We start from the raw sequence: 13685 nt of genomic DNA on the forward strand, positions 1-13685 counted from the left end.
TCATGATTTATAATCTAGTCATCTATATTTATCTATTCGGGGTTAAGCTGGCTGCATTGTTCAGCTCCAAGCCTGCCAAGATGGTGAAGGGTCATCGGGAGGTTTTTGAGATTCTGCGTGACAAGATTGACCGGAATGCTCGTTATATCTGGTTTCATGCAGCATCTTTGGGTGAGTTTGAGCAAGGACGTCCATTGATTGAGCGCATTCGCAAAGAGCACCCCGAGTATAAAATATTGCAGACTTTCTTTTCTCCTTCCGGATATGAAGTGAGAAAAAATTATCAGGGAGCTGATATCGTGTGTTATTTGCCTTTTGATACTCCTCGTAATGTGAGACGTTTTGTCGAATTGGCAAACCCTTGTATGGTATTCTTTATAAAGTATGAATTTTGGCAGAACTATCTGAATACACTTTATAAGAAAGGTATTCCGGTTTATAGTGTTTCATCTATTTTCCGTCCGAATCAGATATTTTTTCGCTGGTATGGTAAGGATTACCGCAAAGTGTTGAAGACTTTTGCGCATTTGTTTGTGCAGAATGAAGTTTCTAAAAAACTGCTGGCAAGTATTGGTGTTACAGATGTGACAATTGTAGGTGATACTCGTTTTGATCGGGTATTGGATATTTGCGCCGTTGCAAAAGAACTTCCTTTGGTAAAAGCATTTAAAGGGGATTCGAAAACCTTTGTTGCCGGTAGTTCATGGGGGCCTGATGAAGATATCTTTATCAAGTACTTTAATGAACATCCCGAAATGAAGTTGGTCATAGCTCCTCATGTAGTGAGTGATAGCCATCTGAAAGAAATCATGGAGAAGGTAAAACGCCCGTGTGTTCGTTATACAGAGGCAACAGAAGAAAATGTATCAAAAGCTGATTGTCTGATTATTGATTGTTATGGATTGCTTTCATCCATTTACCGTTATGGAGAAATTTCATATATCGGAGGTGGTTTTGGAGTGGGTATTCATAATGTACTTGAAGCGGCTGTGTATGGTATTCCGGTTATTTTCGGACCAAACAATAAGAAATTCCGTGAAGCTCAGCATCTTTTAGAAAAGAAAGGTGGGTTTGAAATCAATGATTATGAGGAATTTAAAAGTTTGATGGATAAATTCCTGACTGATGATAGCTATTTGCTGCAGGCGGGAAATGCAGCCGGAGATTATGTGAAGAACAACTCCGGAGCTTTGGAAAAAATCATGAAAGCTATCCGATTGTAATTCATTGTAAGGTACAATAATAGAAGCCGTTTGTGGGATAAGTATTATCTTTCAGGCGGCTTTCCCTTTTTATTTTTTTATTTAATTTCTATCTTTGCGTTCAAGAATCATATTATGAGCATTAATGACGATATATTGTTGTTGAAACTCATTCAAGGCGGTAATGAGCAAGCTTTTAAGTATTTATTTGATACTTATTTTGCATCATTATGTCGTTTTGCACATGTTTATATATCAGATGTTCAAGACGCAGAAGAACTTATATTAGATCTTTTCGTTTATATTTGGGAACATCGAAGTGAGATAAATGTTACTCTTTCTTTTAAAGCATATCTTTTTCAGGCAACCCGTAACCGATGCTTAAATTATTTGCGCGACAATCGTCAAATGCTTCGTCTTGAAGAAGTGAGAGATGAAATACAAGATGAAGATATTTCTGCTCTTGAGATGGAAGAATTGCAGTATCTCATTATGGAGGCTATTTGTTCGTTGCCTAATAAGTGTCGGGAAGTTTTTCAATATAGCAGGCATGAGAATCTGACCAACAAAGAAATTGCAGAGAAAATGCAAATCTCAGTAAAGACTGTGGAAGCGCAGATAACCAAAGCTTTAAAGTTAATAAAGAACTTCTTGGACGAGAAATATACATATCTTTTTTAAAAAAAACTCTTTTTTGAATAAGGGTTATTTCATTTTAAAGTGTCATACAGTTGTAAAAAGCTAAAAAGACATACGAAATGAAAAAAGAAATACCCTGGATTCTAATTATTCAAAAGCTGAAACACGACATTACAGCTGAAGAAGAACACGACCTGACTGTGTGGTTGGCTGAGGATAACCATAGGGTAATTTTTGAGGAGTTGCAAATGTTGTGGCAAAGGGTGCAGGAAAATGCTGTTGATTATACTCCCGATACTAATTATTATTGGCAAGAGTTATCGAAGCGCATGAAGGCTACAGAGGTAAAAGCTGAACCTTCTGTTCATAAGACTCGTTTTGTATCTTTCAAACGCTATGCTGCTGTTGCTTCTGTTTTTTTGCTTATAGTCCTCTCTTGTACATTATATATAGGTATAAATTTGGGACGTCCGGAATCGGGTGCTCAGGTTTATACAAACTTAAGTGGTAAGTCAAAAGTTTATCTGTCAGATGGCACTCAAGTGTGTCTGCATACCAATACTTCCCTTTCCTTGCATACGGACTTTAATGATAACTCACGTCTGGTCAATCTCTTGGGTGAAGCATATTTTGATGTTAAGCATGATAAAGATCATCCTTTCGTAGTGGAGACTGAAGGTATGAAAGTGGTTGTACATGGAACAAAGTTTAATGTTACTTTTCATCCTGACTCTACTAATACATACGTGGGGCTTGTAGAAGGCTCTGTATCATTGGAGACGTCTAAAGAGCATCGTCTTATGCAACCGGGTGAAATGGCAACATTTAATAAGCTGAACAATGCCCTTTCAATTGAAAGAGGAGATGTCCACTTTATGACTTCGTGGGCTAATGATAAGATTATATTTAATGGAAAGTCTTTGGGGTATATTTGTCGCTTCCTTTCTAAATGGTATAGTGTGAAGATTAATCTGGCTCCATCTTTGTCTGATAAATATATTTATAGTTTTACTCTACGTCATGAAACATTAGAGGAAATTGTACGTATTATGGCACGCCTGAATCCATTAGAATACAATTTCGATGAACATAATGTGTTAACCATAAAAGAAATATCTAGTACTAACCCTTAAAAACATGATGCCTATGAAACATTGATGATATAAAAAAGGGAAGCTAAATAGGTTAGCATTCCCTCTTCTACATGAGTTAAATTAATTATTAACCGGAGGAATGAATAAAGAATTTGGTCGTTCTAGGCATTTATTCCCCACTAGTTAACTTTATAATCTACAAAAATATGAATTTAAAGAAATATTCCGCATTTATTTTAATGCTTTTTTGTACAACCTTTCTAATGGCCCAAACAGAAAAGCGTTTCTCCCTTTCTTTCTCAAATATTCCTCTATCAGAGGCTATGCCGAAAGTAGAGAAAGCTAGTGGCTATACATTTTTTTATAATCCCGCTGAAGTCAATATTAAGGTTAAGGTTAGCCTTTCCGTACAGAATGAAACTGTTCGCAAGGCTATGGATAAAATGTTGAATTCGGTCGGAATCGGTTTTGAAATAACAAATTCCCAAATCGTATTGTTTCCTAGCAATAAGAAGAGCACAGGAACACAAGGTGGTAAGGTGACAGTTAAAGGAAAAGTTGTCGATGCTACAGGTGAGCCGATTATTGGGGCAAATGTTGTAGAAAAAGGTACTGTTAATGGTGTAATTACAGATATTGACGGTAATTATCAGTTGAGTGTCTCTAAAGATGCAAGTCTTTTGGTGTCTTATATTGGCTATGTTCCACAGACCATAAAAGCGGGAACTAAAACCGAGATTTGTTTGGTGGAAGATTCCAAAACATTGGACGAAGTGGTTGTAGTAGGTTTTGGTACTCAGAAAAAAGTGAACTTGACCGGGGCTGTAGCTTCTGTTTCGAGTGAAGCTCTTGCAAATAAACCGGTTGCTAACATTGGCCAGGCTTTGCAAGGTGTTATTCCTAATTTGAATGTTTCAGCAACAAGTGCTTCCCCTGGAGCAGTTCCTTCTTTTAACGTTCGTGGAGGTACGTCAATGAGTCAGGATTCAAATGGCAAATGGCAGGTTGATGAAGGTAGTCCATTGATTTTGGTTGATGGTATACAAATGGATGCCACTTATCTTAATATGTTGAATCCTAATGATATTGAAAGCATTTCTTTATTAAAGGATGCTGCTTCGGCTGCTATTTATGGTGCTCGTGCTACGTATGGTGTAATGTTGGTTACCACTAAGTCTGGTCAAAAAGAACAAAGGCCAACAGTTACTTATAATTTTAGTATGCAGTGGAACACTCCATCGCATCGTCCTGATATTATGGATGCTTATACATTGCAATTGGCTGAGAATGAACGTACAGAATGGACTGGTAACTCTGTTTCGGATTGGAGTATGCAGTTATTGGAAGCCAAGAAAAAATGGATGGAAAATCCTACAGCAGAAAATGCTTGGATTTATCAGCAGGGAAGTACATCAAAATTTTCATGGGTTTCAAGCATGAATCCGTTTGAAGAAGTTGTAAGAGACTGGACACCATTGCAAAAACATACGGCCAGTATTAGTGGTGGAACTGCCAAAAGCCGTTATTATTTGTCCTTGGGATATCAGCATCAAGAAGGAATGTATAAAATAAATACAGATAAGCAAAATCGTTTTAATGGATTGATGAGTATCGATTCAGAAATCACCAAGTGGTTTAAAATCAATGCTAAGATTAGTTATAATGTTTCTAATTTGGATGAACCATATATTAATGCACAGAAGGGGTCTTTATGGTCTGCTATGATGGGAGAACCGGAACGTAATGTGTGTGCACCGGTGAAAACTGCTGCAACAGATCCCATGGGCGAAATGTGGACTGATAATATTATAGGTTGGTTGGCCTATGGAGCTACAAAAGAAACGAAACGTACCAATGCGGTGTTCAGTATCAATCCTACTATAACGTTGATGGACGGGTTGAGTTTGAAAGGTGAGTTTTCTTATCGCCCAAATGAATATTATTATAAAGAAGTAATTCCAACTCGTGAGTATGTGGTAGATAACTGGACATCTACTGTGAAAACTCACACTGATCCTTCCAGCATTTTAGAACAGGTAACTCATTCTGATTATTATACTATCAATGCTTATGCTAATTTTGATAAAACATTTGGAAAACATTATGTAGGAGCTGTAGCAGGTTTTAATCAGGAATGGTATACTTATCGTTATACAGGAGCTAAGGCTCAGGGTATTTTAACTCCTAATATTCCAGTGATAAATGCTGCTACTGGCAATTAATATGCTTATGATAGTGCAGAACATTGGGCTATTCGTGGAGCTTTTGCTCGTGTTAATTATATTTTTAATGATCGTTATCTGTTTGAGTTCAATGGTCGTTATGATGGTACTTCACGTTTCCGCAAGGAAGACCGATTCAAATTTTTCCCTTCTTTCTCCGCCGGTTGGAGAGTTTCTGAAGAATCCTTTATGAAAAATAATTGCACTTGGTTGGACAACTTGAAGTTAAGAGCTTCATGGGGCTCTTTGGGTAATCAGAATGTTTCTAATTATGCATATATCCCCGAATATGGTAGCGTTGGTTTTGTAAGTTGGAATATGGGGGGAAGTCGTCCAATGGGCATTTCTCCTTCGGGATTGATTTCTCCAAATTTGACTTGGGAAACAGCAACGACTATTGATTTCGGTATTGATGTGGCTTTATTGGGAAATCGTTTGGATTTGACTTTTGATTGGTACTCTCGTCGGACTAAAGATATTTTAATGGCAGGTGACAAGTATCCTAGTGTCTTGGGCGCTTCGGCACCTAAAAAGAATTCAGGTGTATTGCGCACAAATGGATGGGAATTGAGTTTGAAATGGAAGGACCGTTTGGCTAATGGATTAAATTACGATGTAAGCTTTGTTTTGTCTGACTATATAACCAAGGTCGTTCGCTTTGATGGTAATCCTAATAAATTACTTTCTTCTCTATATGCGGGTAAAACGATGGGTGAAATATGGGGATATAACAGTTTAGGTATTTTGCAAGAAGATGATTTTGTAACAGATGAAAATGGAAAACAAATATTACAAGGCGCTTCACAGTCTGATTTAGGCTCTACATGGTATCCGGGCGATCTTCGTTTTGAGGATTATGGAGGAAAAGAAAGTGATGATGAGCACAGAAGCAGTGTAGGCGCAGATGGTAAAGTTTCTACAGGACAGAATACTATTTATAATCCGGGTGACCGCAAAGTTATTGGTAACAGTACTCCGCGTTTCCGTTTTGGATTAAATGGTAATGTCTCATGGAAGAATATATCTCTCGGCATTTTCTTCCAAGGAGTTGCTAAGCGTGATGTTTGTATAACGGATCGTGCTTTATGGGGCGGAAACAATACTTCCGGAAACCGTGATACTTATAATAATTCATGGCGTCCTGACCGCACTAATGCGAAATATCATATGTATGGCAGAACTCAGAATTCAAGCATTGCACATACAGGAAATTTGTACAATGCTGCATATATTCGTTTAAAAACTTTGTCTTTGGGTTATAGCTTGCCTAAGTCATGGGTTACTAAAGTAGGAATGAATAGTGTTACTTTGAATCTTTCCGGTTATAATTTATTTGAAATTTCAGGTGTGCCTGATGTTTTTGACCCGGAATCAATTTCTTCATCTTACCCGATGATGCGCTCTGTATCAGTCGGTGCACAGATTAATTTCTAATTTTAAAAAGAAAAAGATTATGAAAATAAAAAAATATATATTGGCGTTGGGATTAGTTTCCATGCTTGTAGGATGTAATGATGATTTTATGGAACGTTATCCTTTGGATAATGTGACAGATGAGAATTTCTGGCAGACAGAAAGTGATTTGAAACTTTATTTAAATAAACTCTATCCTGCTTATATAAAAGGGCATGGTGATGGATGGTCGCAAGATAAATATATTACTCCGCTTCCGGTGACAGGAAGTCCTTTGGCTTATGGTGATTTTTATTCAGATAACTGTGTACGTACAGGTAGTGAACCAAAAGAATTGGCAGGGTTAAATAAAATTCCTACCGGGGCAGGAAGTGGTGGATGGAGCTGGACAAATTTACGAACTATTAATTTCTTTTTACAACGTTATCAACGTAGTAATCTTCCTGCTCAGAAGTTGGAACAATATGCAGGTGAGGCTTACTTTTTCAAAGCTCTTGATTATTATAAAAAGGTGTTATTTTTCGGTGATGTGCCTTGGTTGACTCGTGACTTAAATGTAGACTCAGAAGAATTGTATGCTCCACGTAATTCACGTGAAGAGGTTATGGATTCTTTGCTGATGTGTATTAATAAAGCCGTTGCCGGCTTGCCGCAAAAAGGAAAAGAAGAAAGTGGTCGTTTGAATAAGGATATGGCTAATTTTTTAAAAGCTCGTATTTGTTTGTTCGAAGGTACTTATCGTAAATATCATAAGGAACTAAATTTAAATGGAACTAAGTTCTTACAGGAATGTGTTACAGCTTGTAATGAATTGCTAGGCAAATATTCTTTATATACAGACAATTCAGGAGAGTCTTATTGGAAGATGTTTACGGCCTATGATTTTTCTAATAATAAAGAAGTTATTTTAGGTCGTACTTATATTCAGGATGAATTTGGTCATGCTTTTCAGCGTTATTATGACCAAAATAATAGTAACCGTCAATCAATGGGAGCAACCCGAGGGTTTATTGATGAATATTTGTGTGTTGACGGAAGACCTATTTATATAGGTGGTTCCGAAGGTAACTATGAAGAAAATCCAAATTTTGAAGGTTACGGAATGTGGAGAGAGTTGGAAAATCGTGACCCTCGTCTGGTGCAAACCATTTGTCGTCCTGGAGAACATGTTACTATCTATGAAGGAGGCATCGTTTCTTTGGAGGAGAATGGTATTAATTATCCGAAGATTAATTATAACACAAGCGGTTCTACTGTAACCGGATATCGTGTTATTAAACATTGGATGGGTGACATGGAAGAACAAGACCGTACGACTAACGGTATTCAGGCTGCTATCGAGTTCCGTTATGGCGAGCTGTTATTAATGTATGCTGAGGCTAAATATGAACTGGAAGGAACTTTGTCACAAGCAGATGTTGATATGACGATTAATGCTTTACGTGAACGAGCTGGATTTGATTTTGCAAAATATCCAACCTCAAAATTGGTGGTAGGACAAGAACCGGCAGACCCACGTTTGGATAAAATCTATGCAGAAAAATTGGATTATCCGGTTAGTCCGTTGCTTCGCGAAATCCGCCGTGAACGTCGCGTGGAATTGGCTATGGAAAATCATCGTTATGAAGACTTGATGCGTTGGAAGGCAGGTAAACTTCTGACAGTGCCTTTGCGCGGTATGCAGATGACTGATGAGATGCTGGAATTATATAGCGGCAAATATGAGAAGAAGGATACAAGTAAGCCGGGAGCAGAACGTTTTAGTGCAACTAAGGCTACTGTAGACAAGGATATCTTTTTGGATGAAGATGGATTTATTATCTGCTATCCGAAGAGTCCTTATAAATATACTATAAAAGGCACTCTGCCATGGGAAGACTATCGTTATTTATGGCCTATCCCTCGTGAGGAAATAACCATGAATCCGCAGCTCGAACAAAATCCAGGTTGGGAAGAGGCAGAGAATGATAAATAATTCTATTAAAACCTTCTACCGTAAAAAGATGCCTTGTAGCCCTTGCAGGGCATCTTTTTTTAATCATTTTTCTTTCTGAGGACAATATGTGTAGGTAATGGCAACAAAAATGGCAAGTCGTATTCGGTTGCTCTTGTTACTTTTGCATAGTCTTCATAGACAATCTTAATTATAATTCCTTTATTTATTGAACATGAAAAACAAATTCTTAAAGACTTTCATCTTATTCTCATTATTGGCAGCAGGAGCATCTGCTCAGAACAGCCATAAATTATTACCTGCCGAACAGGAAATTCCTTTGAATTATGGTGCTGACCGTTTAGGCAAACGCTATGATGCGGATATGCAGAAATTTCGCGATAACCGTCTGGGTGCTTTTATCCACTGGGGGCTGTATGCTATTCCCGGGGGTGAATGGAATGGCAAGGTCTATCCGGGAGCTGCCGAATGGTTGAAGTCATGGGCAAAAGTTCCGTCAGGCGAGTGGCTGGAATTGATGAAACAATGGAATCCGACGAAGTTTGATGCCAAGAAGTGGGCAAAGATGGCCAAAGAAATGGGAGTGCGTTATGTGAAGATTACCACTAAGCACCATGAGGGTTTTTGCCTCTGGCCCAGTAAGTATACAGAAAACACAGTAGCAAATACCCCATACAAGAAAGACCTTTTGGGAGAAATGGTAAAGGCGTATAACGATGAGGGCATTGATGTACATTTCTATTTCTCGGTGATGGATTGGAGTCACCCGGATTGGCGTTATGACGTGAAGACTCCTGAGGACAGTGCTGCTTTCAGCCGTTTTCTGACGTTTACAGATAATCAACTGAAGGAACTTGCAACCCGTTATCCGACAGTAAAAGACTTTTGGTTTGACGGCACCTGGGATGCCAGCATTAAGAAAAATGGTTGGTGGACGGCTCATGTGGAGCGTATGCTGAAAGAAATGCTTCCGGGTGTGACAATCAACAGCCGTTTGCGTGCCGATGACTACGGAAAACGCCATTTTGATAGTAATGGTCACTTGATGGGAGATTATGAATCCGGTTACGAACGTCGTTTGCCCGACCCGGTGAAGGACTTGAAAGTGACCCATTGGGATTGGGAAGCCTGTATGACAGTACCCGAAAATCAATGGGGATATCATAAAGACTGGTCTCTCAGTTATGTCAAGACGCCGGTAGAGGTGCTTGAACGTATTGTTCATGCTGTGTCTATGGGTGGAAATATGGTTGTAAACTTCGGTCCTCAGGCGGATGGGGATTTCCGTTCGGAAGAGAAGGAGTTGGCTAAATCCATCGGGACTTGGATGAAGAAGAACGGAACATGCATTTATGGTTGTGACTATGCTGGTTGGGAGAAACAGCCTTGGGGATATTACACCCGCAAAGGAGCGGATGTCTACATGGTTGTCTTCAATCCACCTTATTCAAAGCATCTGACAGTGAAAACACCGAAAGGTACTCAAGTAGTGAAAGCTGTATTGCTGAATGGAAAAGAAGTGAAGGTGGTGGAGACGGCACGAAATGAGTATAATGTAGATATGCCTGCACAGGACCCCGGCGAACCATTTGTCATCAAACTACAGATAAAAGAAGCTGTCGGTGCCGCGGATAAATATCGTGATGCTTTAACTTGATGGGAAAGATGAATTATATAAATAGGGTATGGGGAACAGCACTTGCAGTGCTGTTCTCTGTTTCCGTTTCCGCCCGGATTCCTTTTACGAAGGTGGAAACGAAAAATATGATGCGTAAGGTGGCGGATTGGCAGATAGCTCATCCCAATACCGGTCATGAACATGATGATGTGTCATGGACTCATGCTGTTCTTTATGCGGGAATGGTGGATTGGGCTGAACTGAGTGAAAAGGAAGACAATTATGATTTCTATTATCAGTGGTTGCTGCGCATTGGTAACCGTAATCATTACCAGTTGGGACAATGGATGTATCATGCTGATTTTATTGCAGTGGCACAGGTGTACATCGATTTATATAAGAAATATGGTAAGGAAAGAATGATGTGGCACACGTTAGCCCGTACCGATTGGGTGATTAATCATCCGGCGAAGGGAAATTTGGAACTGGATTATGGCCGTATCGAGACACTTGACCGCTGGTCATGGTGTGATGCTTTGTTTATGGCTCCTCCGGTGTATGCCAAGCTTTATACGATGACCGGTGATAAGAAATATATTGATTTTCTAAATCGTGAGTATAAAGCTACTTACGATTTTCTGTTCGATAAGGAAGAAAATCTCTTCTATCGTGATTCTCGTTATTTTAATAAGAAAGAAGCCAACGGCAAGAAGGTGTTTTGGGGCCGTGGCAATGGTTGGGTATTGGGCGGACTGAGTGAAATCTTGCAAGCTTTGCCTGAAAAGGATAAGAACCGCCGGTTCTATGAGGAATTGTTTGTAACTTTGTCTACACGTGTAGCTGAATTGCAGAGTAAGGATGGTTACTGGCATGCCAGTTTGCTCGACCCCGGGTCGTACCCGTCTCCCGAGACCAGTGCTACCGGCTTTATTGTTTATGCACTGGCTTATGGCATAAACGAGGGCTTGTTGGATAAGGATAAGTTTACTCCCGTTGTGGTGAAAGGCTGGCAGGCGATGCTTGATGCTGTTTCGGCAGAAGGTAAGTTGGGCTATGTGCAACCCATCGGAGCCGATCCGCGTAAAGTCACCCGTGACATGACAGAAGTGTATGGTGTAGGTGCTTTTCTGCTGGCCGGAAATCAAATTTATAAAATGGCGCAATAAATAAAGTCTTAAAGTTTAAAAGAATATTTAGTATAGATGAAGAAGTTAGTAAGTCTGTTGTTGGCCGGTTTGTTTGTTGCAGGAAATGCCATCGCTCGCGATGTCACCTCTTTCAATACCGGTTGGCAGTTTAAAAAAGGCCCTTTTTCTACCGATGCAATGAAGGCGGCTGCCCAATGGAACGGTAAATGGGAAGCAGTGGAAATACCGCATACATGGAATGCCAAGGATATGCAGGTGCAGTATAATAATTTCTACGAAGGAGCGGGATACTACAAGAAAAACTTTTTCTGTCCCGAGGAGTTGAAAGACAAGCGTGTGTTTTTGCGTTTTGAAGGGGTAGGTGCTTGTGCGGAAGTATATGTAAACGGGAAGATGACTGGAACACATAAGGGGGGATATTCTGCTTTTATGGTTGAAATCGGTACGTCATTGAAACCGGGTGCGGATAATGAAATTGTGGTAAAGGCTGACAATAAGTCTCGTCCCGATGTTATTCCGGTGAACCATGTCTTGTTTGGTGTTTATGGGGGTATCTATCGTCCGGTGTGGTTGGTTGTGACCGAAAAGACTAGCATCGCTGTTAACGATTGTGCTTCCGCGGGTGTTTATATCACTCAGAAGAATGTATCGAAACGTTCGGCCGATATTGCCGTAAAAGTCAAATTGGATAACGCCGCGTTGCAGCCTGTTCCTGTGATTCTTGAAAATACGATTTACACGCAGGAAGGAAAGAAGGTTGCTTCTCAAAAACAGAATATCGAATTGACACCTCAAGGTACACAGGCTTATGTCTCAAACTTTAAAATGAGCAATCCGCATTTGTGGCAGGGACGGGAAGACCCTTATCTTTATAAGGTGGTTTCACGCCTGATGCAGGATGGAAAGGTGATTGATGAAGTGATTCAGCCTTTGGGGGTGCGCAAGTATGAGATTGTTGCCGGCAAAGGTTTCTATCTGAACGGAGAGAAATATCCTATGTATGGAGTTTGTCGCCATCAGGACTGGTGGGGACTGGGAAGTGCGCTGAAGAATGAAAACCATGACTTTGATTTGGCGCAGATAATGGACGTGGGGGCTACCACTGTCCGTTTTGCCCATTATCAACAGTCAGATTATTTATATTCCCGCTGCGATTCTTTGGGACTGATTATCTGGGCTGAAATTCCTTTTGTGAACCGTGTCACCGGTTATGAGGCAGAGAATGCGCAAAGTCAGCTTCGCGAATTGATTCGTCAGAATTTCAATCATCCTTCTATCTATGTATGGGGGTTGCACAATGAGGTGTATCATCCTCACGAATATACATCGCAGTTGACTGCCGCTCTTCATGATTTGGCCAAGACGGAAGATCCCGACCGCTATACGGTTTCGGTGAATGGTTACGGGCACATGGAACATCCGGTGAATTTGAATGCTGATATTCAGGGTATGAACCGGTACTTTGGATGGTATGAAAAGAAAATTCAGGATATTGATGCATGGGTGGAAGGCCTGGAAGAGAAATATCCGTACGAGAAACTGATGCTGAGCGAATATGGCGCTGATGCCAATATCTATCACCAGACTGAATATCTGGGACAATCTCTCAACTGGACCAAGCCTTATTATCCTGAGACTTTCCAAACGAAGACGCATGAATATCAATGGAGTGTGATAGCTAAGCATCCTTATATCATTGCTTCTTATTTATGGAATACTTTTGATTTTGCTACGCCGATGGCTAACCGTGGTGGCATCCCCGGACGTAACATGAAAGGACTGATGACTTTCGACCGTAAAACCAAGAAGGATTCTTATTTTTGGTATAAGGCAAATTGGAGTAAAGAGCCTGTTTTGCATTTGACTCAGCGACGCAATGTGGAGCGTGAAAAGAAGGAGACTTCAGTAACGGTATATTCCAATATCGGTATGCCGAGGGTATATCTGAATGGACAGGAACTGCAAGGTATTCGTAAAGGTTATACTGATGTGCATTATGTTTTTGACCATGTTACTTTGTCTGACGGCAAAAATATGCTGAAGGCTGTTGTGTCTCGCGATGGAAAAGAGTATACGGATGAAATAGAATGGAACTATTCAGGCGAGAAGAACAGAGGGACGGAAGTCTACGAAAACAAAAACGAGCATTTCGGGTTGTAGAATAAATGTTGTCTAAACTGCTTTCACACAAAACAAAAGATAACCTGCTGATTGTCAGTTGCGTTTTGTGAAAGATGAGCGCGTTATGTGTGAAAGCGGATTTCACAAACTTCGGTTAGGTATTCAGAATGATTGTATTTCCTACTTGTACAATCTCTTTTCCCTTCCCCAAAAAAGACCTTGGAGTTTTCGGAAAACTTCAAGGTCTTTTTTGAATACTTCATGGTCTTTTTTT

Annotated in this window: 7 protein-coding genes and 1 pseudogene; all 8 read left to right on the forward strand. The window is 40.0% G+C overall.

All coding sequences use genetic code 11. The features are described 5' to 3' along the window. Positions 1–2: 2 nt before the first annotated feature. The 8 genes and pseudogenes from IR173_RS09855 (at position 3) to IR173_RS09890 (ending at position 13450) form a co-directional block, all read left to right on the forward strand. The gene (locus IR173_RS09855; RefSeq protein ID WP_237039464.1) at positions 3–1223 is read left to right on the forward strand and encodes a 3-deoxy-D-manno-octulosonic acid transferase; all 1221 of its coding nucleotides are present in this window, start codon (positions 3–5) and stop codon (positions 1221–1223) included. A gap of 114 nt (positions 1224–1337) precedes the next feature. Next, positions 1338–1883 (forward strand): RNA polymerase sigma-70 factor, encoded by a 546-nt coding sequence (locus tag IR173_RS09860; protein WP_237039465.1) that lies wholly within the window; start codon positions 1338–1340, stop codon positions 1881–1883. Between the two features lie 77 nt (positions 1884–1960). Continuing rightward, positions 1961–2974, forward strand: coding sequence for a FecR family protein (locus IR173_RS09865; RefSeq protein ID WP_237039466.1), 1014 nt, complete (start codon positions 1961–1963; stop codon positions 2972–2974). Positions 2975–3258: 284 nt separating this feature from the next. Further along, positions 3259–6591: pseudogene (locus IR173_RS09870) on the forward strand (TonB-dependent receptor). Between the two features lie 19 nt (positions 6592–6610). Further along, positions 6611–8545, forward strand: a complete 1935-nt coding sequence (locus tag IR173_RS09875) for a RagB/SusD family nutrient uptake outer membrane protein (RefSeq protein ID WP_237039467.1) — start codon at positions 6611–6613, stop codon at positions 8543–8545. Between the two features lie 193 nt (positions 8546–8738). Next, complete coding sequence (locus IR173_RS09880) at positions 8739–10181, forward strand: alpha-L-fucosidase (RefSeq protein WP_237039468.1); 1443 nt, start codon at positions 8739–8741, stop codon at positions 10179–10181. 8 nt (positions 10182–10189) lie between these two features. Beyond that, positions 10190–11308, forward strand: a complete 1119-nt coding sequence (locus IR173_RS09885; RefSeq protein WP_237039521.1) for a glycoside hydrolase family 88/105 protein — start codon at positions 10190–10192, stop codon at positions 11306–11308. Positions 11309–11344: 36 nt separating this feature from the next. After that, a complete protein-coding gene (locus IR173_RS09890; RefSeq protein ID WP_237039469.1) occupies positions 11345–13450 on the forward strand; it encodes a glycoside hydrolase family 2 protein in 2106 nt (701 codons plus the stop codon). Positions 13451–13685: the final 235 nt, after the last annotated feature.

The sequence above is a fragment of the Phocaeicola faecalis genome, from assembly GCF_021730445.1.
Lineage (GTDB): Bacteria > Bacteroidota > Bacteroidia > Bacteroidales > Bacteroidaceae > Phocaeicola > Phocaeicola faecalis.